The organism is Ensifer sp. M14, assembly GCF_003355565.1.
Taxonomy (GTDB): domain Bacteria; phylum Pseudomonadota; class Alphaproteobacteria; order Rhizobiales; family Rhizobiaceae; genus Ensifer.
In genome coordinates this window covers 134,009-159,918 of the sequence record NZ_QJNR01000018.1, presented here as the reverse complement: position 1 = coordinate 159,918, position 25,910 = coordinate 134,009, and the positions used below count along the sequence as shown (strand labels likewise).

Below are 25,910 nucleotides of genomic sequence, written 5' to 3'. Positions count from 1 at the left end.
TGACCATGCATTCAGGAGCATACATGAGCAAGATAATGAAAATCGACCGCAACGGCGTCGGCTTGCGCGAGCTGGAAAAGTGCAGCGTCGTGCCGGTCGAAGCGATCCTGTCGGGTTTTGCCGACGAGATGGGCGATGTCCACTTCGAGAGCGCCGACGGTTCGATCGTCGTCGGTACATGGCAATCGACGCCCTATGCCGAAATGCTCTCCTATCCCGATGGTGTGGAGTACAGCGTGATCCTTTCCGGCAAGGTCGCGATCACCAGCCCGGACGGATCGGTGGAGACGTTTCAGGCCGGCGAAAGCTACCTGCTGCCGAAGGGGGTGGAGGTTCGGTTCGAGGTGCTGGAGACGATGCGCAAAGTCTACGTCTTGCACACCGCAAAGACCGACGGGTGATCCATGGCGTACAAAACGCAACGATCGTCGGTGACATCCCTTGCCGACGTGGCGATGTCGCCGTTCTGGCTGGATCGGCCGGATGCGCCCGAAGCACTGCCACCGCTTTCGGCCTATCGAAAGGCTGACTTGCTGATCGTCGGCGGCGGCTTCACCGGCCTTTGGGGGGCGATCCAGGCCAAGCAGGCTCAGCCGGATCTCGATGTGGTGCTGATCGAGAAAGGCGCCGTCGCCAACGGCGCTTCCGGCAGACCGGGCGGCGTCGTTTCCACATCGGTCATGCACGGCCTTTCCAATGCGGTGCGCGTGTTTCCCAACGACATTGCCGAGTTGGAGCGGCTCGGCAAGGAGAACATGCACGGCTTCATGCAGACCCTTTCCGACCATGGTATCGACTGCCACGCGGAGTGGGGTGGTGAACTGACAGTCGCGGTGGATGCAGATCATATCGAGGCCCTGCACAGGGAGCACGAGCTTCACCTGCAATACGGGCACCAGGCCGTGTTTCTGGACGAGGACGCTGTGCAGGCACAGATCGGCTCGCCGCGATACAAGGCCGGAATCTGGTCGAAGGATATCAGCGGAACGGTCCATCCGGCGTTGCTTGCCTGGGGCCTGAAGCGAACCGCGCTTTCTCTCGGTGTCGAAATCTTTGAGGGGACGGAGTTGCTGGCGCTTGAAGAAGTCGGAGCCAGGATCGAGGTCAAGACGCCTTTTGGCTCGGTGACCGCACCGAAGGTGCTTTTGGCCACCAACGCGTTTGCCTCCGGCCATCCGGCGATCAGGCGCCGAGTTGTCGCTATCCGGGATCGTGTCCTCGCCACCGAGCCGCTGTCCGAACATCAGATGGCGTCGATCGGCTGGAAGAACCGGCAGGGTGTCTACGACACCCGGACCCAGATGAACTATATGCGCCTGACGAAGGACAACCGCGTCATCTTCGGTGGGAGGCTCGGTTATGCTTATGCGGGCACGACGTCACCGGGCGTCGATAGCGATGTCCAGACCTACGAACCGCTTGCCAATGCGTTCTTCGACACGTTTCCGCAATTGCAGGGCCTCCGGTTCACCCATGCCTGGAGCGGCCCGATCGATCTCAGCACGCGCATGGCGGTGCATTTCCAGAGGTATCACGCAGGCAAGGTCGTTTATGCTGGCGGTTATTCGGGGTTTGGGGTTTCCGCTTCGAGGTTCGGTGCGCGCATCGCGCTCGACATTCTCGACGGCTCGAAGACTTCGGAGAGCCGATTGGATTTTGCAACACAGCTGCCCAACGTCGTGCCGCCCGAACCGTTTCGCTGGCTCGGGGCGCAGGTCACGATGTACGCGCTCGACACTGCCGACCGAAAAGGCGGTTGGCGCAAGCCTTGGCTCCGGCTGGTTTCGGCAATGGGTTTTCCTTTGAGCTGAGAAGGGCAGAGCGCTCTGAATATCGGACAGCGCAAACGGCGTGACGGGATTGGCCGGAGACATGGCTCCGGCCTATCCTCAAGGCATCAGCCGCGGTGATGGCTCTCCTGCAATCCGTAGACCGGCGTTTCGATGCCGGCCTGGCGGGCTTTCAATTGCAGGGAGAGGTACTGCGAATAGTGCCGCGACTGATGCAGGTTGCCGCCGTGGAACCAGAGGGCCTCCTGCTGTGTCGGCTTCCACATGTTGCGTTGTTCGCCTTCCCACGGGCCGGGGTCCTTTGGCGTGTCGGAGCCCAAACCCCAGCATTTTCCGACCTTTTCGGCGACCTCGCGGCTGATGAGATCTGCCGCCCAGCCATTCATCGAACCGTAGCCGGTGGCATAGACCACGAGATCCGCCGGCAGTTCGGTGCCGTCCTTGAGCACAACCGACGCTTCGGTGAGGTGATCGACGTCCGAGCCGGATTTCAGCTTGATCGAGCCGTCGATGATGAGGTCGCAGGCGCCGACGTCGATGTAATATCCGGAGCCGCGGCGCAGGTATTTCATGAACAGGCCGGAGCCGTCGGCGCCCCAGTCGAGCATGAATCCGGCCTTTCCGAGATCCGAATAGAACTTGGCGTCGCGCTCGCGCATCTTGTCGTAGAGCGGGATCTGGAACTCGTGCATGATTTTATAGGGCAGCGAGGCGAAGATGAGGTCGGCTTTGCGTGTCGTCATGCCGGCCGCCACCGCCCGCTCCGAGTAGAGGTCGCCGAGCCCGATCTCCATCAGCGAATCCGAGCGCACGATGTGGGTCGAGGAGCGCTGGACCATGGTGACGTCGGCGCCCGCCTCCCAGAGTGCGGCGCAAATGTCGTGAGCCGAATTGTTGGCCCCGACCACCACCACTTTTTTCGCCTTGTAAGCGTCGGGGCCCGGATGTTGCGAGGAATGCTGTTGCTCGCCCCTGAAGATATCCTGTCCCTTGAACTTGGGAATGTTGGCTTTGCCGGACATGCCCGTGGCCAGCACGAGCTGTTTTGGTCTCAGCACCACTTTCTTGCCGTCACGCTCGACAACGACGGTCCACTCCTGCTTGTCCTCGTCATAGGTGGCGGATTTGCAGGTGGTCGAGTTCCAGTAGTTGAGCTCCATCACCTTGGTGTACATCTCCAGCCAGTCACCGATCTTGTCCTTCGGCGCAAAGACGGGCCAGTTCTCCGGGAAGGGTATGTAGGGCAGGTGGTCGTACCAGACAGGGTCATGCAGGCAGAGTGATTTGTATCGCTTGCGCCAGCTGTCGCCGGGGCGTTCGTTCTTCTCGATGATGATTGCCGGCACGCCGAGCTGGCGCAGGCGCGCGCCAAGGGCAATGCCGCCCTGACCGCCGCCAATGATGACGACATAAGGCTGCGTCTCGTAGCCGAGGCGCGCCGCTTCCTCCTGGCGTTTTTCGCTCCAGGTCTTGCGATTGGGGTCGTGGCCGTGTTCAGCCCCCATGGGCCGCTTCAGACCCTTGGGTTCCTCATGTCCCTTGAGCTCGCTCATCGTGGTCAAAAGCGTCCAGATCAGACCGTTCTTCAGGCGGACATGGCCGTAGCCACGGGCAACATCGGTTTCGAATTCGAACCAGCCTTGCGTGATGCCGTCGCCGTCAGTTGCCAGTTCCTTCTCATCCTGGCGGAAGCGCGACGGTTTGATTGTCTTCAGCTGGCTCGTCAGCATGTCGCGGATCTGATCCTGGCCCTCCATCGTGCGCAGGTTCCAGGTGAATGTGACCAGATCGCGCCAGTAGCAGTCCGCCTGGAACAAGTTGACCGTCGCTTCGATATCTCCGCGCTCCAGCGCTCTGCCGAGTTTGGTCAGGGCTGCGTCTATCTTCGTGTTTGGGCTGTCTTCAAGCATGGTATCTCCTCCGTTTTGCTCGAATGTCTGATGGCAGACTTCGGGAAAGCTCCTCCTTCCCCGACACCGCAATGGGGCTATTTTGAAAGGTCGATAAGGATTTTCAGCTGCTTTCCTGTCGGATCCAGCAAGGCGTCGAAACCCTGGTGAACGGCCTGATCAAGAGTGATGGTGTTCGTCACGACTTTGCTCGCAGGCAGCAGGCCCGATGCGATCAGCCGGATGACGCGCGGCCAGTAGTGGGTCGGGTAAGCCCAGGAGCCGCGCAGGTCGATGTCCTTGAAGGTGACCTGGAACCAGTCGAGTGGGTTCTCGTGCGGATGCAGTCCCGTTTGCACGACGACGCCCTGTTTTCGCACGGCATCGACACAGGCCTTCAACGCATGCTCGTTGCCGACGCATTCGATCGCGACATCGCAGCCGACATTGCCTTCCGACATCGCGCGAACGGTGTCGCCGGGATTGTCCCTCTGGGGATTGATCGTGGTCAGATCCGGCAGGATCGCTTTTGCGAAAGCGAGCCGCGCATCGTTGATGTCGGAGATGAAAAGCTGTGCGGCGCCGGCTGCCCTTGCGGCCAGCAGCGTCAGCATCCCGATCGGCCCTGCACCGGTGACGAGCACGCTGCTTCCTGCCGTCACGCCACCGCGATCGCACGCATAGACGGCCACCGCAGTCGGTTCGACAAGGGCGGCCTCCTCGTCGCTCATGGCATCCGGGATCTTCTGGACGTTGTACTCGTTGAGCGTGGCATAGTCTGCCATTCCGCCCCACTGCCAGCTGAGCCCCGCGAGTGCGAGGTCCGTGCTGAGGTGATAGAGGCCACGATCGGCAAAATAGTCGCCGGCGCGCGGCATGATCAGGGGCTGAACGGAGACCCTGTCTCCCACTGCGACGGTGCTGACGCCGTCGCCGATCGCTTCGACGACACCACCGAATTCGTGTCCTAGAATTTGTGGGCCATGGGCGCCGGTATAGGGATGCGGCTCCTTGGGAATAAAGATCGGGCCATAGGCATATTCGTGCAAGTCCGTGCCGCAGATACCGACAAAGCGGTTGCGGATGAGGACCTGATCCGGCCCCGGGTTGCGATCGGGCGGCGAGATCTGTTCAAGCCGCAAATCCCTGGCTGCGTGAAATCTCAGTGCGCGCATGCTTCCTCCGTTCTGTCTTTTGTTGCAACAATACGGAGCAATGCACGTGCCAGAATTGACTCAGGAGTGATTGGTTTTTGTAATCAGCACCTTAAGGAATTTTGTTGAAGTTGGTCACCTGAGCGGCTGCAACAGGTGTTGTACCACACCTGTTGCGCGCTAGTGTTTGGCGCGCAGCCCGTGGCGCCTGATCTGGCGATGAACCGTGGAGCGATCGACACCCAGGCGTCGGGCCGCTTCGGAAATGTTCCAGCCACAGGACGAGAGCACGATCTGGAGCGCTGCGCCGTCGTCGGACTGTGCGCTTGGGGTCGGCCCCTCCGTCTTGCTTGTCGGCGCGGTCATGAGGTGCTCCGGCAGGTCGGCGAGCTCGATCCTGCTTTCGTCGCAGACGGCAGCCGCGACAGCCAGGACGTTGTCCAGTTCGCGGATGTTGCCCGGCCAGCCATGGGCTTTCAGCACGGCCAATGCGTCCGACGAAATGTGCAAAGATCGCCCTTCCGTCCGGTGCCCGTCGAGCAGTGCCGCAAGCAGCCATTCGAAATCCGGCCGGTCGCGAAGCGGTGGCATACGGAACACGGCGGCATTCAGGCGATAGAACAGGTCTTCGCGAAACCGTCCCTCCTGAACAAGCTGCTGCAACGGCCGGTGTGTCGCCGAGATGATGCGCAGGTTAACCGGTTTCGGTTCCACCCCACCAAGCGGCAGGATTTCCCGTTCTGCCAGGACCCGCAGCAATCTGGTCTGCAACAGGAGGGGCATGTCGCCGATCTCGTCGAGGAACAGCGTTCCGCCATCCGCCTGTTCCATCAGCCCTTTGCGCCCCTTGGCCGATGCGCCGGTAAAGGCGCCGGGCAGATATCCGAAGAGTTCGCTCTCGATAAGGTGTTCGGGCAACGCTGCGCAGTTGATCGCAACGAACCGGCCCTTGAGGCCGCTGCAGTCGTGAATCGCCCGGGCGAGGTGCTCCTTCCCGGAGCCGGTCTCGCCCTGGATAAGCACCGGCAGGGCGGTTGGCGCCAGCTTGGCGATCCGGTCCTCGAGGGCGGCAATCACTGGCACATCGTCGCCGAGCCGGCGCGTAGACGAAAGGGTTGCGATCTTGCCGGCAGACCGGCCAACAGCAAACTGCGGTTCGATCGCATGGGCGAAGAGCGCATTCCCGTCCCGGGCGGTCAAGAGCCGCTCCTGCGTCGGTCTGCGGCGCGTCAGATCGACCAGGCCATCAACGCCAATATCGAAGAAGCGCGATATCGGCTGCCCGATGAGGTTCTGCGGATCACGCCAGTCGAGCCCGGCCGAGCGCGCCAGGATGCGGGCGCCGCCATGGGTCATGCCGATGATGTGGCCGCGCCCGTCTATCGAGATCGCGGCCTCGGGATCGACGTCCAGGAACTCCGGCGAGCGGGCAAACCGCAGCACCCATTCATGGCGCGTGCGAGCCATCAGGTTGGCGAGCTCGATACGCCGCACCGTGGCGGCGACGAGGTGGCGTGCAAGGTTCTGGCTCGCCTTCAGGATCGGGGAACTGAGCAGCGAAATGTCGAGAACGGCCGAAAGGCCGCCTTCGGTATCGTAGATCGGCGCTGCAGTGCAGGAGAGCGGCGTGTGTGTCGTGTCGAAATGGTCGCTCTGGTGGATCGTCAGCGCTTCGCCGGTCTCCAGACAGGCACCGACCGCGCAAGTGCCCGCGCGCGCTTCGGCCCAATCCGATCCGAGATAGAGACCGGCTCGGCGCAGGTTGTTGTCGAAGGAAGGATCGCCCAGAAACTCGACTGTCACGCCTTTCCTGTCGGAAAGCAGCAGCACGTAGTTCTGTCCGGCGACCTGATTGTAGAGGTTTTCAAGGCCCGAGCGCGCGATCCTGATAAGGTCTTCGGCCTCCTGCCGATGCTCGCGCAGGCGAAGTTCGGGCAGGATGTAGGCTTCGCAGGTCTGCGCCGGATCCAGCTTGTGCTGATCGAGACAGCGCAGCCACGACTTGACGACGACCTCGTCGCGCCCTGTTGCCAGACCCTGTCCTACCCGCTCAATTTCGCGAACATGTTCCGAATGTGAAACCATGGAACTCCGATGGCATCACTGCCATGCTCCTCCATTCCTCCAAACGCGAATGAGTCCATGCCGAACCCGCTTTGTAAAGGGCAGGGCGGCATTTCATGCGCATTGAACGCGATCGGTGGCGGCTTTGCCGCCGAGGCGGTCTCGATCCTCGCCGGGTATCACGTTCCAACGCCCTTGAGGGCGACCTTTACGCCCTTATCGCAGCCCGACATCGAACGCAGCATTGAAGAGACCAGGCCGTACCAACGCTTCGGCCATTCTGTCAAAGTCTTCCCCTTAGGCAAAACACACTCGTTGACGTGCGAGCCTCCGTCGAGCGTATTGTCGGCTGTCAATGCATGCTGCGTTCGGCGCCGACGATCACGTCGACGATTTCATGGCGGCGCGCAAGGTATCGTTGATGCGCTCTTGCCAGCCGGGTCCGTCGGACTGGAAATGCGCCAGCACATCGCTGTCGATCTTTAAGGAAACGAGTTCTTTGGTATTCGGGAGCGCAGGTCTTTCGACCGCAGGAGCGGCCGCTTTCTTTACGGGCTTGAACAGGGCCTCGGCCGCATCTTTCGGATTTGCTGGTCTTCGGGGTGTCGTCGCCATGGGTACTTCCTTTTCGTAACCGGCCGGGCTCCGTTACCGCGCCGCGCGTCAAGTATGACGCGCAAAGGACGCTGTAACAATTTAAACTTGCTGCATAATTCTCTCCATAAACCGATTCCGATTTAAGGAAAGATGCAGTCGCTACTCGCCTTGCTGAATGCTCAGGGGATAGCGCTTCGGATGGTGCACCGAGGTTGATATGTTGATAGGGCGATTTTCGGCTGAGAATGCGATCTGATCCAACGTCAGCACGGCGGTCTTCTGCTCCAGCTTGAGCAACGCGACCTCGTCTTCATCAGGATAGCGGGCGCTGATTGTTGTCTGCCCACGCACGGGGCGCAGGCCGTAGCGCTCGCGCAATTCAGCGTAGAGCGAGCGGTTCCCAGTTGACCAGTCCAAGTCCAGCAGGCCCGGGCAAGCGGCGGGCTGCAGCCAGTCATACTGGATGACCACCGGCACGCCGTCGAGCGTGCGAAGGCGTTTCAGCAAAACGACGTCAGCGGCTTCCGGCAGATAGAGCGCGCGCGAAATCTCCGGAGGCGCGGCGTAGATCTTGGCTTCCAGCAGGCGGCTGCCGGGCACCATGCCCTTGGCGATCGCGTTGGCCGTAAAGCTCGTCAGCAAGTGCAACTCGAAAGGTTCACTTTTTTCGGCGACGTAGAATCCCTTGCCAGGCTGGCTTTGCAGATGGCCCTCCTGAACGAGTTCGACAAGCGCCTGCCTGATTGTAATGCGGCTGACATCATAGGCCTGTACCAGCTCGCGCTCGGACGGGAGTTTGGAGTGCGCAGGGATGGTGCCGTCCCGGGTCAGATCCAGGATGTTCTGCTTGACCTGCCTGTAGAGAGGTTGCTGGTCATCGCGATCCAGCGGCTTCAGCCGGGCGCGTTCCGCCAGCGGATTGCTTCGAACTGTCGGCTTCTTTGCGGGCATCTTTTCCGTACCGTTTGTGACGATTCTAGTGCTGCACGAAATATGGCGGCAAGGCAACGGGCTATCTTGACATGTCTGGATATGACCAGTTACGACTGGCGTTACGAGACAACTGAGGTATCCAATGAAGCTCACTTTGATTGGCGGCGGCGGCGTAAGAGCGCCCCTATTCGTGGCTTCGGCCCTTCGCAGGGCCGAGCGCAGCGGGCTTACCGAAATCTGCCTGCATGACGTCGATCAATCGAAACTCGAGATCTTCGGCGGGCTTGCCCGCGAGATTGCTCTCAGGATGCAGTCGCCTGTCCGCATTTCCGCCACCGTGACTGCCGAGAAAGCCCTTGAGGGTGCACGCTACGTGGTCACGACTGTTCGGCCTGGCGGCGAGGATGGGCGCGTCAAGGACGAGCGGATTGCCTTGTCGCACGGCGTTCTCGGCCAAGAGACCACCGGACCCGGCGGTTTTGCCATGGCGTTGCGCAGCATTCCTGTCATCACTGAATATGCCCAGTTGCTGAAAGAGGTCAGTCCGGATGCCTGGCTCTTCAATTTCACCAACCCCGCGGGTCTGGTGGCGCAGGCGCTGAGCGACGCGGGCTTCGATCGTGTCGTCGGCATCTGCGACGGCGCCAACGCTGCCCAGGAAGCGGTAGCACAAAAGCTCGGTGTTGCCGTCAGGGACGTGCAGACCGAAGTCTTCGGCCTCAATCACCTGTCGTTCACCCGGTCTGCGGTCGTCGGAGGGCAAGAGGTTCTGCAAGGCCTCCTGGATGACGATGCGTTTCTTGCCGAAACGGCGCAGCGCATTTTCGATCCGGCGATCATCCGGCGGCATCGGCTCTGGCTCAACGAGTATCTCTACTACTTCTACTATGCCGAGAAGGCGCTTGGCGACATCCAGGCCGATGCGCGCACCCGTGGCGAGGAAGTGCGTGACCTCAATCGAACCCTGATCGCGGAACTTTCTGACATCGGCGTCGAGCGCGATGCGGATGCTGCCCTTGCCGCCTACTTCGCCTATGAGCAGCGCCGCGAGGCGACCTACATGCACTACGCGCGACCCGAAGCGCCCAGCATGGAAGATGCCGACAGGGCCATCCGGGCGGTCAGTGCGCATGCCGCGGACGGTGTCGGCGAGGGTTACGCCGGTGTTGCGCTCAACATTATCGATGCGATGGAATCGGGAGCCGAGTGCCATATCGGATTGAACGTGCGCAACGGGGACGCTATCGACGGCCTTCGGCCCGATGACGTCGTCGAAGTCAGCTGCGTCGTTGGCCGCGACGGCATCAAAGCGAAAAGGATCGGGGCGATGCCGGAGGCGCAGGCGCAACTCGTGCACAACATTAAACGTTATGAGCGCCTCGCCGTCAGGGCGATTGCCGAGCGGCGGAAGGATCTGGCCGTCGAGGCTCTGGTCGCGCACCCGCTTGTGTTGTCCTATTCGCGCGCGGAGCCATTGGTCGAGCAATACATCGCTGCGCATCAGCCTTTTGCCGGAGAATGGCGTTGATCCTTTCAAGGCAGGGCCAGGCCTCACCATATGATGTGGTGCTCGCCGGCGAGTACTATTACGACCTGATTTTTTCCGGTCTTGGCGAGATACCAAGGCTCGGCGCCGACGTATGGTCGAAGGACTTCGATGCCGTCCCGGGAGCCAGCTACACGACGGCGCGCGCGTTTTCCCTGCTCGGCGTGAAGGTCGGCTGGTGGTGCGAGACCGGAACCGATCTCTTCAGCCAGCTGATGATCGCAGCGGCGACACGGGATGATATCGACGCTTCCCTGTTCCAGCGGCGCGCAGAGCCAAGAATCCGCCTGAGCGCTGCCTTCTCCATGGCACAGGACCGCGGGTTCATAAGTCACTTCCAGGGGGACGAGACGCTTCCGTCCAAAGCCGAGATCGAGCGTCTCTGGCCGCGTGTCCTCATCGTGCAAGGGCTCACCTGCCGCAACGACTTGGCAGATCTGTTCGCCTTTGCCCGCTCCATCGGCGTCTTTTGCTGCCTGGATTGCCAGCACATCGACGAGGTTATCGCCGACGGCAATCTCGCCGACATTCTGCGCCACACCGATTGCTTCCTCTGCAATGAGACCGAGGCAACGCGGCTGACAAACAGCGAGAGCTATGATGGGGCACTGTTGGCCATTGCCGGTTATTGCCCGACAGCAGTGATCAAGCGCGGCGCACGGGGCGCCGCAGCACTCCACGCGGGCCAGGTCATCGAAATCGGCGCGCCGCAAGTCGAGGTCGTCGACACGACGGGTGCCGGCGACAGTTTTAACGCCGGCTTCATCTACGGACTATTGCAGGGCTGGTCCATGGAGAAGGCGCTTCGAGCCGCCGTCGCCTGCGGGTCGGCCTCGGTGACGGCACATGGCGGCAAGGCGCTGCCCGGAGAAAGTGAGCTTCTTCGAAGCATGGCAGAAGCCACCTGGTAGAGAACGACACATCAAACGCAACGTGGGAGCATGCATATGAAACGTCGGGAATTCCTTGCATCCGCAGCGGCAGCTGCTGCGGCAATTGCCATCAGCCCCAGGCTGGCCTTTAGCGCTGACGGGGCGGTCGAAGTGATCGTGGGGAGCGATCAGAACGTGGCAGATTTCTGGTCCAATGTCGTCGTTCCGGCCCTGCAGCAAGAGCTACCGGACCTTGTCGTCAACGTGACTGTATCCGATGGAAACTCGGGCATGATGGCCCTGGCCGATCGAGCCCTTGCGGCCCTGAAGACAAAGAGCGATCCGCAGGTCGATGTGATGGAGGCCTTCAATCCACGCAATACGGTCGGTGCGATCGATGCTGGTCTTTGGCTCGATTTTTCAAAGGCATCGATGAGCAACTACGCAAAGCTCAACAAGCTGGCGATCGATACCAATTTCGGTCTTCCTTACCGTGGCTCACAGGTCGTTCTGGCCTATGATTCCAACAAGGTGCAAACGCCCCCGAAGACGTGGGAGGAACTGACAGCCTGGATCAAGGCGACCCCCGGCCAGTTCATTTACAATCGCCCGGACAAGGGCGGGTCCGGCGGCAATTTCGTACGGCGCGCGATCCACGAAGCCAACGGTCGGGACCCGTCCGCATTCACGGCGGCTAATTTCAGCAAGGAAAAGGCAGACGCGATGCTGCCGCCAGCCTGGGAGATCCTGAAGGAACTGGCACCTTCGCTCTATCAGGGCGGATCCTATACGGCCGGCAACACGCCGTCGCTTCAGTTGCTCGTCTCGGGCGTCGTCTCGATGGTGCCGACCTGGTCGGATCAGGCACTGTCCGGCCTGAAATCGGGCGAATTGCCGCCTCACATCAAACTGGCCCAGCTGCAGGATCTGGCATTCGTCGGCGGCTTTGCCTATTGCACCATCCCGACCAATGCCACGAATATCGAGGCTGCGACCAAACTCGCGAACGTCCTCATTTCTCCTGCCGTCCAGGAACAGATCGTCGATCAGATCGCCGGATTCCCGTCGATCGAATGGTCCTATCTTTCGGACGAGATCCGCACCGCAAATGCCGACATCATACCGAAGTCGATCCCGGCCTTCCCGGACGGCGAGTGGGAAGCAGCCGTCAATGACGGCTGGTATCGCAACGTCGCGCCCGCGATCGCGCGAAACTAAGAGATCGGAGCGCTGGTTTGGGAAGCGAAGGCACCTCTACACGAAACCTGAAAGGGCTGCTGCTCATCGGCCCGCCGCTTGCAGTCATGGTCTGCCTGCTGCTTTATCCCGCCGGCGTATCGATCGTGCAAACGCTCCAGGAGACCGCAGCCGATGGCTCCGTCTCCTGGAGCCTTACTCGATATCACCGGTTCTTTACCGATCCCTATAGTGTCGCCAACTACGTTCGCACTGTGTGGACGACGGCGGTGACGCTGATCCTGCTGATCGCCATTTGTCTGCCGATCGCCATTTATCTGCATTTCACCCGCAGTCGCCTGGCCGCCGTTGTTCAGGCCCTGGCGCTTTTTCCGATGTTCGTGCCGGGTATCATCGTCGCCTATGCGCTCATTCGATACATCGGCCCGAACGGCCTGCTTCAGTCATTGCTGGAAGTGGTCGGGTTCAATTCCTACAGTTCGCCGTATCTGACGCCATGGGGACCGGTGATCGGCCTGGTCTGGGATCACATGCCTCTGACCTTGCTTATCCTGACCGCGGGCATGGCGAAGGTGTCACAGGAGGCGATCGAGGCCGCCCGCGATGTCGGTGCCGGCTATGTCGTCATATTCCATCGCATCATCCTGCCGCTCATGGTCGACTCGCTCCTGGTGGTGATGGCGTTGAACGTCATCAGCCTCTTCGGCTCGTTCGTCATCCCCTACATGCTGGGGCCGGCGTCTCCGGAGATGATGGGTCCCTACATGCTGAGAACATTTTCGGAAGTCCGCCAGCCAGACTTTGCCGCAGCACAGGCCGTGATCACGTTCCTGACCTGCTCCGTGTTTGGCATCCTCTATGTCGTCATGCTGACGAGAAAGCAGGACGTATGAAGATCCGTGCCAGCACGATCGTGGGCAGCATCATCATGCTTGTCCTGATCGCCTATGTGGTGATGCCCATCGCGACGGTGTTTCTCTGGGCTTTTGCCGAGAAGTGGACCTATCCGGCGCTGCTTCCGACTGAGTGGGGCCTGCGATATTGGTACACGACATTGGCGCGCGCCGATGTTCTCTCGGCCTTGCGCCTGTCGCTTGCGCTTTCGGTCACGGTGACACTGCTATCGGCAGTGATCTGCCTGCCGGCGGCCTATGCCTTTGCCCGTATGGAGTTCGTCGGGCGCCGCACCTTCATGATGTCGTTCCTCGCCATCAACGCCTTTCCACGGTTCGGACTGATCGTGATGATCGCGACGCTGTTCCTCAGCCTGCGGCTTGTGGGCACGTTCTGGGGTATCGTCCTCGTGCAGCTGCTGAACACGATGCTGATCATGATCTGGCTGCCGTCGGCGGCATTCCGTGGCGTCGACCGCCGACTGGAGGAAGCCGCGCGCGATGTAGGAGCCGGGCCGGTGCGAACATTCATTCGCATCACCATCCCTCAGGCAGCACCTGCCATCGGGGCCGCGATGCTGCTCACATTCGTTTCGACTTTCTACGAGACGGAAGGCGCATGGCTGGTCGGGGCACCCAAGCTGCGCACGATGCCCATGGTGATGTTGCAGATGATCACCGGGCAGATCGTCGTGCAATACGGGGCAGTGCTCTCCGTTCTGCTCTGGGTGCCGTCATTCATCGCATTGTTGTTTGCGCGCCGGGTCCTGGCGTCGAACCAGTTTGCAAAAGGATTTGGCGCATGACGCCGCACGCACGCGTCTTGTCGGAGGTCTGTTGAAATGGCGAAATTGGAACTGAAGGGTATCGAGAAGCGCTACGGCAACATGGCCGCAGTCAGCGACATCTCTCTCGAAATCGCATCGGGCGAACTGGTCTGCCTGCTCGGGCCTTCGGGATCGGGCAAGTCGACGCTCCTGCGGATCATGGGCGGTTTTGAGATGCCGACTGCAGGCAGCGTCCTCATCGACGGTATCGACGTAACGGCCACCGCACCGGAGAACCGCCCGACCGCGATGGTTTTTCAAAGCCACGCGCTCTGGACACATATGAATGTCTTCGAGAACATCGCATTCGGGCTCAAGCTCAGGAAGATGAGCCGAACGGAAATTGCCCGCAAGGTGGATGCGGCGCTCGATCTGGTCGGTCTCGCAGACTACGGCAAGCGAAGCCCGCTGCGCCTTTCAGGCGGGCAGCAGCAACGCGTCGCGATTGCGCGATGCATCGTTCTGGAGCCGAAAATACTGCTCATGGACGAACCGTTCGCCAGCCTCGACCAACATCTCAGGGAGCGTTTGCGCGAGGAAGTGCGCAATATTCAGCGCGAGCTTGGGATCACCACCGTCTTCGTAACCCACGGGCAGGATGAGGCGCTTGCGATCGCGGACCGGGTCGTTGTGATGTCGGTTGGCAAGATCAATCAGGTGGGTGGACCTGCCGATATCTATGCGCAGCCGCAGGACAAGTTTGTTGCCGGCTTCATCGGCGCGATGAACATGATCGACGGCCATGTTTCGTCGGGCGTGATGGATGCCGCCGGCTTCAAAGTCAGAGTTCCATTGCCGGATGGGGAGGCAACACTTGCGGTTCGGCCGGAGAAGCTGGCGATCGCTGCTCAGGGCGGAGATGTTTCGGCATCGGCGAAGATTACCCGCGTCGTTCATTTCGGAGCGTACCGCACCGTCGAGGCGACAACCGACGGCGTCAATCGTGTGAAGATACATGCCGACACCGAGACGGTGCTCGAGCCGGGTCAGCACATATTCCTCGATCCTGTTCATTTCTCCGTCTTCAAGGACGGGCACGACGTCTTCCGTTCGGCCGCAGTCCTGAGGTGAGCTTTCGGCCCGCTCTCAAGTGGCATCGGTTGCGCCAGGTCCGGACCGACTGCGCGTTTGGCCTGACCAGCATGTTGCAGGGCGCAGCATGCGGCGCATCGATGGAAGTGGATCTGCGCGCCCTTTCTGACGGCGATTTCGTCTGTCTGCACGATGCGACGGTCGATCGCGAAACCAATGCTGCCGGTCCGGTGCGCGACTTCACGTCGTCGGACGTCGGATCAATGCTGATGCGCAGCGATGATGGCAGGCTGACAGAGGTGCGACCCATGCTATTTGGCGATCTTGCCGCCGCGATGGGCGGCGAGGCGGTTCACCCGGACGCATTGATGCAACTGGATTTCAAGGACGACATAGGAACACTTTCGGAAGAGCATCGTCAGCGGTTTCACGATTGTCTCGCGTCCTGCGCTAGCCGCTTCATCCTTTCGGGAGATGATCCGGCCGGGCTTCTCAGCCTCGGGGCGGGGCTCTCGGGGCTCAAGGTCGGCTATGACCCTTGCCGCGACGATACGCTGGCATCGCTGCAACGAACCGGAGCGTTCGAGGCTTTCGCTCGCGACGCTGCCCGCGCGGTGCCATTCGCCGCATATGCCTATCTGGAATACCCCATCATACTTGCGGGGCTCGATGCCGGCGTGAACGTCGTTTCGATCTTTCGATCGGCGGGCATGAAGGTGGACGCCTACACCTTGAATGCCGACCACAGCAGGGTCGAGGAGACGTTGGGCCGTCTGGTTCAAGCAGGCGTTGATCAAATCACCACGGACGAGCCGCGTGTTCTTGAGCGCCTGCTAAGCCGGGTCATTCCGCAAAGAGGCTGAGCAGCCAGGGGTGGAGGGTCGGCACGCTCGCGAGAACTGCGCCATTGCCATTCTGCTCGTTCCCCTGGAAGTCCGTGACGACGCCTCCGCACTCTCTGACCAGCAGGGCGGACGCGAGGTAGTCGAGCGTATCGAGCCCATCTTCGAAACAGGCGTGATGCCGTCCGGCGGCGACATAGGCGACGGAAAGCGCAGCGGAACCAAGACGCCTGGTGACGGCCACCCGATCAATCACCGCACGCAAGGCGCTGTGATAGCGTTCCACCGAAACACCCTGGACTTGCCCGGGGATCGGAAGTCCGACGCCGACCACCGACCGTTCTGGCACCACCTCGCTACAAACCGGCAGTCGCTTGCCATTCAGATGTGCGCCTCTGCCTGCCTCCGCGACGAACATTTCGTCACGGACGGGGTCGAAGACGACGCCCGCAGTCACCCGCCCGTCTTCCACATGCGAAATGACCTGCGCGAAAAATGGAATATGAAACGCGAAGTTCGACGTCCCGTCGATCGGGTCAATGATGAATGTCCGTCGTCCGGATCCTGCACTGTCGCTCGTCTTTTCCTCGCCGACAATGCCAGCGTCCGGGCATTTCTCTTTGAGCATGGCAGCGATGGTTCGTTCCGTCGCAATGTCTGCTGCCAGCTGATAGTCCCGGGGTGCCTTTTCGACCATGCCGATCGTCTCGGTTGCGGCATAGTATTCAAGGGCCGTGGCGCCGCCAGCGCGCGCCGCATCTATCATCGCTGACGTTACGTCGCTCGGCTGAAATGACATCGTTCGCCTTCCCGGTAGAGGAATAAATCGAACTGGTCATAACAGGTCATTTCCAGATGGGCAAGTTGATGCCGTGCACAAGGAGGGCAGAAGCGACAGCCGAACAAAAGCCGGTGCCGTCGCGCACCCCAAACGGGCCGCCATCACGGAACTCACGGTGCCTTCACGTCTGCTTGGTTCTGTGTGAGTTTGCGCGCTATTTCGTAGAATGCATGAACAAGCTTACCGTTGCTGCGTTCGCGCAGGCAGATGAGCGCCTCATCCATCAGCATTTCCGGGGCATCGATCCTGATCGGCACGAGACGGTTGTCCTGGCCGAACTCGGCGGACGACACAAAGCCGACACCGCCACCGGCGGCGACGATCTCGCGAACCGCCTCGCGCCCCTCGGCCTCGATCAGCGGCGTGAGCGTGACGCCGCATTGTTCGGCCATCGCCTCGAGCTTCTGGCGGGTCTTCGAGCCTCGTTCGCGCATGACGAGCGGGTGATTTGCCAACTCCGCGAAGGTGACGCTTTCACCCGCCGCAAGAGGATAGTCCCGACTCGCGAAGGCGACGATCGGTGTCGAATTGAGCTTGAGAACGTCGAAGTCGCCGACCTGAGGGATTTCGCCGAGAACCCCGATATCGGCCTCATAGGCGTGCAGGCTGGTAATGACCGTCTCGGTGTTGCCGGCGTCAATCGACACCTGAACCGTCGGGTAGGCGCGCCGGAAGGCGGCCAGGATGTGCAGTAGATGGTGCGCGGCGTCGGCGACGATGCGGAGCTTTCCAGCCCTCAATGCGCGTGATTCCGAAAGAAGATCAAGCGCTTGCTGTTCGACGTCGAACATCCGGCGCGTGACTTCCAGAAGCTGTTGGCCGGCATGCGTCAGCGTCACCTGCTTCTTGTTCCGATTGAAGAGCAGAACGTCATACTCTTCCTCCAGCTTGCGTACCTGGTCGGAGACGGCCGGCTGGGTCAGAAACAGCGCCTCGGCCGCTCGCGAGAAGCCGCCGTGGATGGCTACATTGTGGAAGGCACGGAGCTGGACATAGCGCACGGTAACACCCTCAAGGATAAGTTTTGTCGATGGAACCATCAGAACGAACGATTTGATTTATGTAAAGGGGCAAAAGATAGTTTCCGGAGCCAAACCTTTCCGGAGCGCGCCCATGAACCTCTCGGCTGTCGCCCTCGAGCTTGCCGCTGCAACGGTCCTGCTGCTTTACGCTGTCAGTCTCGTCAAGAAGGGTGTCGAGGCCGCCTGCGGCGATGTCGTCACCCGGGCCGTCGGCGGCGCTGGCGGCAGGCCGCGCGCAGCAGCCTACGGCTGTCTGATCGCAATCGCACTGCAGAGTTCGACGGCGGTCGCGATGCTCGCCGCTGGCTTTGCGGTCAGCGGGGCGATGGCACTCGATGTCGGTCTGGCGGTGCTTCTCGGCGCCGACCTCGGCTCGGCGCTCGTCGTGAAAATCCTGAGTTTCGATCTGCACTGGCTGGCGCCGCTCTTGATTGCCGGCGGCGGCCTCCTGCATCTCAAGGCGCGTGTTCGAAAGCCAGTCGAGGCGGGGCGGGCGATTCTCGGCATCGGCCTGTTGCTGCTGTCGCTGCAGATGATCGGCCACGCGACCCTTCCGCTCGGCCAAAGCCCGCTGCTGCCGGCGGCGATCGAGATGCTGAGCAAGGACGCGCTGACGGTGATGATCGTTGCCGCGCTCTTCACCTGGGGGCTGCATTCCAGCGTTGCAGCGATCCTTCTGATCGTGACCTTTGCGGCCAAAGGCCTGCTGCCGCTCGACGTCGGCATCCCCCTCGTTCTTGGCGTCAATCTTGGCGGCGGGCTGATCGCTCTGTGGTTGACGCGCGGCCTGCCAGTGGAGGGCAGGCGGCTGCCGCTTGGCAATCTCGTTTTTCGGGCGCTGTTCAGTGCCGCGGTCTTCTCGCTGTTTTCCCTGCAGGTGTCTTTTGCGTGGTTGCCCGGTGCGACGGTCGCTGCCAAGCTCGTCAATCTGCATGTGCTCTTTAACGCCGCGCTGGTCCTCCTGGGGCTTGTGTCGTGTGGCCTGATGGCGCGCTTCATTCGTCTGCTCACCCCGCAAAACGTCGCGGGAAAAGAAGCCGGCCTCCTGGCGCATGTCAGCGCACTGGACCAGTCTCTGGTCGACAAGCCTGCCCAGGCATTGGCCGCCGCCGCACGGGAAGTGCTGCATATGGGAAACCTGATTACACACATGCTTGAACCGGTCATGGATGTGATTGCCTCGCCAACGCCCGAGACCGTCGATGCGCTGCGTCGCATTGATGGGGACATCCATCGCGCCCATAGCGAGATCAAGCTCTTCATCGCTGCCGTCAATCGCGGCATCCTGACCGACGAGCAGTCGCGGCGCGGCATCGAGCTCACCGAGGCGGCCATTCATCTGGAATATGCCGGCGATGTCGTGTCGAAGAGCCTGCTGCGCATGGCGGAGGAGCGGCTGGAGGGTGCCGGGGCCTTTTCGCCAGCGGGCTGGAACGAACTGATGGCGCTGCACGTGGCCGTGTTTTCGAATGTGAAGCTTGCCGCCAGTCTGCTCGTTTCGCCTGAACCGGTGATTGCCCGGGAGATGGTGCGCCAGAAGGAGCATGTCCGCCGGCTGGTGCAGGAAAGCAGCCAGAGCCACCTGGAGCGGCTCAGGCAGGGAGTATCCGCAAGCATCCAGTCCAGCGACATGCATCTGGAGATCGTGCGCGCGCTGAAGGAACTCAATTCGCTGGTCACGACCATGGCCTATCCGCGCCTTCGCGAGACCGGGGATCTGCTCGAAAGCCGTCTGGTGCCGGCGGCGTAGCATCATAAGCCAAATCGATAGATTCATACAAAAGAACGATTTTACATATATATCAAGCCGCCGCATTGTCATCCCCGGAGACGCCAACGTGAGGACGGACAATGCCAAACACCGCTTCTGACAGAACCATCGCACCGCTGGAAACGCCAAGACTGGGCGAACCCTATCTGCTCACGCCCGGCCCGCTGACGACGGCCTACGAAGTCAAGGAGGCGATGCTCCGCGACTGGGGCTCGTGGGACGGCGACTTTCGCGCCATGACCGCGGAACTGCGCCGCCAGCTTCTCGACATTGCCGGCGACACCAAGGGCGAGTTCGACTGCGTTCCCATGCAGGGCAGCGGCTCGTTCTCGGTCGAGGCCATGCTCGGCAGCTTCGTTCCGCGCGACGGCAAGGTGCTGGTGCTGATCAACGGCGCCTACGGCAAGCGCATCGCCCAGACGCTCGGCTATCTCGGCCGCGACCATGTGACGATCGACAAAGGCGATTACATGCCGCCGCGTGGCCCCGAGGTTGCGGCAGCACTCAATGCGGATCCTGCTATCACCCATGTCATCGTCGTTCATTGCGAGACCAGCTCCGGCATCCTCAATCCGCTAAAGGAAATCTCCGAGGTCGTTTATGCCAATGGGCGTAAGTTGCTGGTCGACTCCATGAGCGCCTTCGGTGCCGTTCCAGCCGGAATTGCCGATCTGCGTTATGAGGCGATCGTTTCGTCCGCCAACAAATGCATCGAAGGCGTGCCCGGCTTCGGCTTCGTCATCGCCCGCAAGACCGAACTGGAGGCCGCCAAGGGCCGCAGCCATTCGCTCAGCCTCGATGTGCACGCGCAGTGGGACGCCATGAACAAGACCGGCCAGTGGCGCTTCACGCCGCCAACCCACGTTGTCGCTGCGTTCCTGGAGGCGCTGCGGCTGCACCGTGAGGAAGGCGGCGTTGCCGCCCGTGGTGCCCGCTATACCCGCAACCGCGACGTCATGGTCGCCGGCATGCGCGAGGCAGGCTTCGAAACGCTGCTCGCCGATCGCTGGCTGTCGCCGATCATTGTCACCTTCTTCAGCCCGGCCGATCCCGCTTTCGCCTTCGACCGCTTTTACGAGCTGATGAAGGAAAAGGGCTTCATCATCTACCCCGGCAAGCTGACGGTCGTCGACAGTTTCCGCGTCGGCTGCATCGGCCGCATGGACGAGCATGTCATGCGCCGCGTGGTCGAGGCCGCGCGCACATCCCTCACCGAAATGGGGGTTGCCAGCGCCGCCCCGCCGGCGGTCGCCCTTGCCGAACGCAGCCGTCTCGCCGCCTGAATGAACGATAGGATTTTCCCGATGAACCAGATGTCTAAAATCAACGTCGCCGTCACCGCCAACCGGCGCAGCTATCCCTGGCCGAACGTCCCGGCCATCGCCATTTGCCTCGACGGCTGCGAGCCGGCCTATCTCGACGAGGCCATCAAGGCCGGACTGATGCCGACGCTTGCCCGTATGCGCCAGACCGGCACGGAACGCACGGCGCTCAGCGTCATCCCGAGCTTCACCAATCCCAACAACCTGTCGATCGCCACCGGTCGTCCGCCGGCCATTCACGGCATCTGCGGCAACTATCTCTATGAACCGCAGACCGGCAAGGAAGTGATGATGAACGATCCGCGCTTCCTGCGCGCGCCGACCATCTTCAAGGCGTTCTACGATGCCGGTGCGAAGGTCGCGGTCGTCACCGCCAAGGACAAGCTGCGTGCGCTTCTCGGCGACGGCCTGAAGTTCGACGAGGGCAGGGCGATCTGCTTCTCGTCCGAAAAATCCGACACGTCGACCAAGGCGGAGCACGGCATCGAGAATGCCTCGGCCTGGCTCGGCCGGCCGGTGCCGGAAGTCTATTCCGCGGAACTTTCGGAATTCGTCTTCGCCGCCGGCGTGAAGCTGCTGAAGGAATTCGCGCCTGACGTCATGTATCTGACGACGACCGATTACGTGCAGCACAAATATGCGCCGGGCGTTCCCCAGGCAAACGCCTTCTACGAGATGTTCGACAAGTACCTGACTGAACTCGACGCGCTCGGTGCTGCGATCATCGTGACGGCCGATCACGGCATGAAACCGAAGCACAAGGCGGACGGTTCGCCCGATGTCATCTACGTGCAGGACGTGCTCGACGAATGGCTCGGCAAGGATGCAGCCCGCGTCATCCTGCCGATCACGGATCCTTATGTCGTCCATCACGGCGCACTTGGTTCGTTCGCAACCGCATATCTGCCGGAACGCGCCGACAAGGAAGAGATCATCGAGCGGCTGGCGGCGATCGAGGGCATCGACGTCGTGCTTTCGCGACCGGAGGCCTGCATCCGTTTCGAACTGCCGGATGATCGCATCGGCGATATCGTGCTCATCTCCTCGGAGAACAAGACACTCGGCACCAGCGAGCACCGACACGATCTTGCCGCGCTGAACGAGCCGCTGCGCTCACATGGTGGTCTGACCGAACAACAGGTTCCATTCATCTCCAACCGCAAGCTGCCCGAACTGACTTCCGCGGCATCCCTGCGCAATTTCGACGCCTTCTACTATGCGCTGGTCGCGGCGGCACAGCCGGCAAATTGAGGAGCGGACAATGACCAAGGTGGAAACGACATTCGCTCTACGCCACGAGCCCATGCGCATCGCCGGCAAAAAGGTCGATGCTGAGGGGGTGATCGAGGTGCACTATCCCTGGAACGATGCCGTCATCGGCACCGTTCCGGCAGGCAATGCCGAGCATGCGCGCAAGGCCTTCGAGATCGCGGCGGCCTACCAGCCGAAGCTGACGCGATACGAACGCCAGCGCATCCTCTTGAAGGCGGCCGAGATGCTGGTTGCGCGCAAGGAGGAGATCTCCGACATCATCACGCTGGAGCTCGGCATCTCGAAGCAGGATTCGCTCTACGAAGTGGGGCGCGCCTTCGACGTGCTGACCCTGTCGGGCCAGATGTGCATTCGCGATGACGGCGAGATCTTCTCCTGCGACCTCACCCCACATGGCAAGGCGCGCAAGATCTTCACGATGCGCGAGCCGCTCAACGCGATCTCGGCGATCACACCCTTCAACCACCCGCTCAACATGGTGGCGCACAAGGTGGCTCCGGCGATCGCCACCAACAATTGCGTGGTGCTGAAGCCGACGGAGCTGACGCCGATGACCGCACTTGTCTTCGCCGACATTCTCTACGAGGCCGGATTGCCGCCGGAAATGCTGTCGGTGGTGACCGGCTGGCCGGCGGATATCGGGATGGAGATGATGACCAACCCGAACTTCGACCTCATCACGTTTACCGGCAGCGTGCCGGTGGGCAAGCTGATCGCGGCCAACGCCCACTACAAGCGCCAGATCCTCGAGCTCGGTGGCAACGATCCCCTGATCATTCTCAACGACCTCTCCGACGACGATCTGGCAAAGGCGGCGGATCTTGCTGTTGCCGGCGCCACGAAGAATTCGGGCCAGCGCTGCACGGCCGTCAAGCGCATTCTCTGCCAAGAGAGCGTCGCCGACCGGTTCGTGCCGCTGGTGCTGGAGCGCGCAAAGAAACTTCGCTTCGGTGACCCGATGGATCGTGCGATCGACCTGGGGACGGTCGTGCACGCCCGTGCCGCCGAAACCTTCGAGCGCCGGGTGCATAAGGCGGCCGAGCAAGGAGCGGAGATCCTTTACGACCCCGGCCGCCGTGGCGCCCTGCTGCCGCCGATCGTGGTTGATCGCGTGCCGCATTCGAGCGAGCTGGTGATGGAGGAAACGTTCGCCCCGATCATCCCGATCGTACGAGCGCCTGATGACGACGATGCCCTGATTGCGCTGTCCAACTCGACCGCGTTCGGATTGTCATCGGGGGTCTGCACCAACGATTTCCGTCGGATGCAGAAGTACATCGCCGGGCTCAAGGTCGGTACGGTCAACATCTGGGAAGTGCCCGGTTATCGTATCGAGATGTCCCCCTTCGGCGGAATCAAGGATTCCGGCAACGGCTACAAGGAGGGTGTGATCGAGGCGATGAAGAGCTTCACCAACGTCAAGACGTTTTCCCTGCCCTGGTGATATCGACCCCGGTGATCCGGGTGTCCCCTGCCTGGCCACCTCTTCTGGGAGCTGTCGATCGACAGCTCCCTTTTTCTTGGCCTGTTGCAGCCCTTTTCGGCATGTGCCGCCGGACGGTGCAGCCAATGGCGGTTTCATCATCAATTGCGCGCTAGGTGCGCAATATTGCGGCAAAATATCCATCGTTTTTACTTTGCCAACGATAAGAATAATAAATTTTACTAATTGAAACGACCCACGCAGAATGCCTCTTGAAGCGTGCAAGACAAGGGCAGCGACAGATTGCCAGCCATGCTTCCCGGATTTTTTCCAGGCCTCCAGAGGAGATTTTCAGCATGAACAGACACATGTTTCTTATGCTTGCCGGCGCCATGTCCGTGGCGCTTCCTGCCATTGCTTCCGCCCAGACCGAACTCACCGTTTACACCGCCGTCGAGGCTGTCGACCTTGATCGCTACAAGGCGACGTTCGAGAAGTCGCACCCCGATATCACCATCAACTGGGTCCGGGATTCGACCGGCGTCATGACGGCCAAGCTGCTCGCCGAAAAGGACAATCCGCAGGCCGACGTCGTCTGGGGGCTCGCCGCAACATCGCTGCTGCTCCTTAAAACGGAGGGCATGCTGGAAGCATACCAGCCGAAGGGCGTCGAGGCGCTCGACAAGAAATTCGTCGACAAGGACAACCCGCCGAGCTGGGTCGGCATGGATGCCTATGTCGCGGCCCTGTGCTACAACACGGTGGAGGGCGAAAAACTGGGCCTGAAGGCTCCCAAGAGTTGGGATGACCTGACGAAGCCCGAGTACAAGGGGCATGTCATCATGCCGAACCCGGCCTCATCCGGCACAGGGTTCCTCGACGTATCGGGCTGGATGCAGATGTGGGGCGAGGAGAAGGCCTGGTCCTTCATGGACAAGCTGCACGAGAACATTTCCGCCTACACGCATTCCGGCTCGAAGCCGTGCAAGATGGCAGGCGCCGGCGAGGCCGTGGTCGGTGTTTCCTTCGAGTTCCCCGGCGCTAAGGCCAAGAGCGCCGGCGCACCGATCGACATCATCTTCCCGACGGAAGGTTCGGGCTGGGAAGCGGAGGCAACGGCGATCATCGCCGGCACGGCCAACCTTGAGGCTGCAAAGACCCTGGTCGACTGGTCGGTCACCAAGGAAGCCAACGAAATGTACAATGCCGGCTATGCCGTGGTCGCCTATCCGGGCGTCGCCAAGCCGGTCGAACATCTGCCCTCCGACATCGCTGCAAAGATGATCGACAACGACTTCGAATGGGCCGCGAACAATCGCGCCACCATCCTGAAGGAATGGCAGAAGCGTTACGACGCCAAGTCGGAACCGAAGAGCTGACATCGATCGCCCGGGCGGGGTGCTTCGCACTCCGTCCTTCGCATTCTCGAAAATTGCCTGACAGCCAGCGGAGCTTGCAGATGAGACATGCCTTGTCGATCGAACCGACGCCTACGGGCATTGCCCGTGCCCCGGAAGTGGCGGCGCCCTATCTGGAAATCTCCGATCTCTGGAAAAGCTATGGCGACTTCGTCGCCCTTCGTGACATATCGCTGAGCATAGCCAAGGGGGAATTCATCTGTTTCCTCGGTCCCTCGGGTTGTGGCAAGACGACCCTCCTGCGGGCGATCGCCGGCCTCGACCTTCAGTCCGCTGGCAGGATCCTGCAGGGCGGCCGCAACATCTCGACACTGCCTGCCTCCAACCGGGACTACGGCATTGTCTTTCAGTCCTATGCGCTCTTTCCCAATCTGACCATAGAGCAGAACATCGCCTTCGGTCTTGAAAACACCGGGCGCTCAAGAGCGGAGATTGCCACGCGCGTCACCGAGCTTCTGGCAACGGTCGGACTTTCCGAACAGAGCAAGAAATATCCGGCCCAGCTTTCCGGCGGCCAGCAGCAGCGCATCGCCCTTGCACGCGCTATCGCGATATCGCCCGGTCTGCTTCTGTTGGACGAGCCGCTGTCCGCCCTCGACGCCAAGGTGCGGGTGCACTTGCGCCATGAAATCAAGTCGCTGCAGCGAAAGCTCGGTGTTACCACCATCATGGTAACGCACGACCAGGAAGAGGCGCTGGCGATGGCGGACCGGATCGTGGTGATGAACCACGGCGTTATCGAGCAGGTGGGATCACCCACCGAAATCTACAGCCACCCGAAAACCCTCTTCGTTGCCGACTTCATCGGCGAGACCAACCAATTCCCTGCAAAGGTGTTGAAGGACGGGGCGGTCGAGATTGGTCACTCGGCCTTCGATTGTTCAACGAGGGATCTTGTAGCGGGCGCGACTGCGACGGCCGTGGTGCGCCCGGTCGATATCATTCCGCATGGGGCCCATGCCCACGTCGTTAGTGCGGTCGACCGGCCTGCGACGCCACAAAACCTTATCGATGCCGAAGTTCGGGAGATGGAGTTCCTGGGTATGTTCTGGCGCACGCGCCTGACGGCGCCGCGGCTTGGCGAGCGCACGCTGGTTGCCGACTTTTCCGTCAATGCGGTGCGCCGACTGAACATAGAGACGGGTGGGGTGATCCAGGTAGAAATCCCGCGAGATCGTCTGTTGCTCTTTCCAAGGAGTGCCTGA

The 25,910-nt window shown here is 61.2% G+C and carries 22 protein-coding genes; 15 read left to right on the top strand and 7 right to left on the bottom strand.

The genetic code is table 11. The features are described 5' to 3' along the window. The first annotated feature begins 23 nt into the window (after positions 1 to 23). Entirely contained in the window at positions 24 to 401 is a 378-nt protein-coding gene (locus BLJAPNOD_RS33180) for a cupin domain-containing protein (protein WP_158556215.1), read from the top strand. A gap of 3 nt (positions 402 to 404) precedes the next feature. Further along, positions 405 to 1,811 carry an FAD-dependent oxidoreductase gene (locus tag BLJAPNOD_RS33175; RefSeq protein WP_115422957.1) on the top strand — a complete coding sequence of 469 codons (1,407 nt, stop codon included), beginning with the start codon at positions 405 to 407 and terminating at the stop codon, positions 1,809 to 1,811. Positions 1,812 to 1,897: 86 nt separating this feature from the next. Here the strand turns inward: BLJAPNOD_RS33175 and BLJAPNOD_RS33170 are convergent, their stop codons facing one another. The 5 genes from BLJAPNOD_RS33170 to BLJAPNOD_RS33150 all read right to left on the bottom strand — a co-directional run bounded on the left by BLJAPNOD_RS33170 (position 1,898) and on the right by BLJAPNOD_RS33150 (position 8,445). After that, entirely contained in the window at positions 1,898 to 3,700 is a 1,803-nt protein-coding gene (locus tag BLJAPNOD_RS33170) for an NAD(P)/FAD-dependent oxidoreductase (RefSeq protein WP_115422956.1), read from the bottom strand. Between the two features lie 77 nt (positions 3,701 to 3,777). Beyond that, on the bottom strand, positions 3,778 to 4,854 hold the full coding sequence (locus BLJAPNOD_RS33165) for a 2,3-butanediol dehydrogenase (protein ID WP_115422955.1): 1,077 nt from the start codon (positions 4,852 to 4,854) through the stop codon (positions 3,778 to 3,780). A gap of 159 nt (positions 4,855 to 5,013) precedes the next feature. Continuing rightward, positions 5,014 to 6,918, bottom strand: a complete 1,905-nt coding sequence (locus tag BLJAPNOD_RS33160) for a sigma-54-dependent Fis family transcriptional regulator (RefSeq protein ID WP_115422954.1) — start codon at positions 6,916 to 6,918, stop codon at positions 5,014 to 5,016. Positions 6,919 to 7,278: 360 nt separating this feature from the next. Next, entirely contained in the window at positions 7,279 to 7,512 is a 234-nt protein-coding gene (locus BLJAPNOD_RS33155; RefSeq protein ID WP_077504597.1) for a BrnA antitoxin family protein, read from the bottom strand. Between the two features lie 141 nt (positions 7,513 to 7,653). Beyond that, positions 7,654 to 8,445 carry a GntR family transcriptional regulator gene (locus BLJAPNOD_RS33150; RefSeq protein ID WP_115422953.1) on the bottom strand — a complete coding sequence of 264 codons (792 nt, stop codon included), beginning with the start codon at positions 8,443 to 8,445 and terminating at the stop codon, positions 7,654 to 7,656. A gap of 124 nt (positions 8,446 to 8,569) precedes the next feature. On the opposite strand from BLJAPNOD_RS33150, the gene BLJAPNOD_RS33145 reads away from it, so the two are divergent. From BLJAPNOD_RS33145 to BLJAPNOD_RS33115, 7 genes are all read left to right on the top strand, one after another. Next, complete coding sequence (locus tag BLJAPNOD_RS33145; RefSeq protein ID WP_077504596.1) at positions 8,570 to 9,955, top strand: 6-phospho-beta-glucosidase; 1,386 nt, start codon at positions 8,570 to 8,572, stop codon at positions 9,953 to 9,955. Next, positions 9,952 to 10,884 (top strand): carbohydrate kinase family protein, encoded by a 933-nt coding sequence (locus BLJAPNOD_RS33140; protein WP_158556214.1) that lies wholly within the window; start codon positions 9,952 to 9,954, stop codon positions 10,882 to 10,884. The genes BLJAPNOD_RS33145 and BLJAPNOD_RS33140 overlap by 4 nt, the downstream gene beginning before the upstream one ends. Positions 10,885 to 10,920: 36 nt before the next feature. Continuing rightward, positions 10,921 to 12,063, top strand: coding sequence for an extracellular solute-binding protein (locus BLJAPNOD_RS33135; protein ID WP_115422951.1), 1,143 nt, complete (start codon positions 10,921 to 10,923; stop codon positions 12,061 to 12,063). A gap of 17 nt (positions 12,064 to 12,080) precedes the next feature. Continuing rightward, positions 12,081 to 12,935 carry an ABC transporter permease subunit gene (locus BLJAPNOD_RS33130; RefSeq protein ID WP_244611198.1) on the top strand — a complete coding sequence of 285 codons (855 nt, stop codon included), beginning with the start codon at positions 12,081 to 12,083 and terminating at the stop codon, positions 12,933 to 12,935. Then, the gene (locus BLJAPNOD_RS33125; RefSeq protein ID WP_115422950.1) at positions 12,932 to 13,741 is read left to right on the top strand and encodes an ABC transporter permease subunit; all 810 of its coding nucleotides are present in this window, start codon (positions 12,932 to 12,934) and stop codon (positions 13,739 to 13,741) included. Before BLJAPNOD_RS33130 ends, BLJAPNOD_RS33125 begins: the two co-directional genes overlap by 4 nt. Positions 13,742 to 13,777: 36 nt before the next feature. Then, positions 13,778 to 14,833 carry an ABC transporter ATP-binding protein gene (locus tag BLJAPNOD_RS33120; RefSeq protein WP_115422949.1) on the top strand — a complete coding sequence of 352 codons (1,056 nt, stop codon included), beginning with the start codon at positions 13,778 to 13,780 and terminating at the stop codon, positions 14,831 to 14,833. Positions 14,834 to 15,057: 224 nt separating this feature from the next. Further along, positions 15,058 to 15,657 (top strand): hypothetical protein, encoded by a 600-nt coding sequence (locus BLJAPNOD_RS33115; protein ID WP_244611197.1) that lies wholly within the window; start codon positions 15,058 to 15,060, stop codon positions 15,655 to 15,657. On the opposite strand, the gene BLJAPNOD_RS33110 is transcribed toward BLJAPNOD_RS33115, so the two are convergent. After that, entirely contained in the window at positions 15,638 to 16,402 is a 765-nt protein-coding gene (locus tag BLJAPNOD_RS33110; protein ID WP_244611211.1) for an inositol monophosphatase family protein, read from the bottom strand. The genes BLJAPNOD_RS33115 and BLJAPNOD_RS33110 overlap by 20 nt on opposite strands. A gap of 185 nt (positions 16,403 to 16,587) precedes the next feature. Then, complete coding sequence (locus BLJAPNOD_RS33105) at positions 16,588 to 17,478, bottom strand: LysR substrate-binding domain-containing protein (RefSeq protein WP_077504627.1); 891 nt, start codon at positions 17,476 to 17,478, stop codon at positions 16,588 to 16,590. A gap of 112 nt (positions 17,479 to 17,590) precedes the next feature. Here BLJAPNOD_RS33105 and BLJAPNOD_RS33100 point away from each other — a divergent pair, with 112 nt between their 5' ends. The 6 genes from BLJAPNOD_RS33100 (at position 17,591) to BLJAPNOD_RS33075 (ending at position 25,910) form a co-directional block, all read left to right on the top strand. Then, positions 17,591 to 19,249, top strand: coding sequence for a Na/Pi cotransporter family protein (locus tag BLJAPNOD_RS33100; protein ID WP_115422946.1), 1,659 nt, complete (start codon positions 17,591 to 17,593; stop codon positions 19,247 to 19,249). Between the two features lie 101 nt (positions 19,250 to 19,350). Further along, positions 19,351 to 20,553, top strand: a complete 1,203-nt coding sequence (locus BLJAPNOD_RS33095) for a 2-aminoethylphosphonate--pyruvate transaminase (RefSeq protein ID WP_077504588.1) — start codon at positions 19,351 to 19,353, stop codon at positions 20,551 to 20,553. Positions 20,554 to 20,574: 21 nt separating this feature from the next. Beyond that, positions 20,575 to 21,843, top strand: a complete 1,269-nt coding sequence (phnA, locus tag BLJAPNOD_RS33090; protein ID WP_115423181.1) for a phosphonoacetate hydrolase — start codon at positions 20,575 to 20,577, stop codon at positions 21,841 to 21,843. Positions 21,844 to 21,853: 10 nt separating this feature from the next. Then, positions 21,854 to 23,308, top strand: a complete 1,455-nt coding sequence (gene phnY / locus BLJAPNOD_RS33085) for a phosphonoacetaldehyde dehydrogenase (RefSeq protein WP_115422945.1) — start codon at positions 21,854 to 21,856, stop codon at positions 23,306 to 23,308. 347 nt (positions 23,309 to 23,655) lie between these two features. Next, on the top strand, positions 23,656 to 24,666 hold the full coding sequence (locus BLJAPNOD_RS33080; RefSeq protein WP_199566102.1) for a putative 2-aminoethylphosphonate ABC transporter substrate-binding protein: 1,011 nt from the start codon (positions 23,656 to 23,658) through the stop codon (positions 24,664 to 24,666). Between the two features lie 80 nt (positions 24,667 to 24,746). Next, positions 24,747 to 25,910, top strand: coding sequence for a putative 2-aminoethylphosphonate ABC transporter ATP-binding protein (locus BLJAPNOD_RS33075; protein WP_115422943.1), 1,164 nt, complete (start codon positions 24,747 to 24,749; stop codon positions 25,908 to 25,910).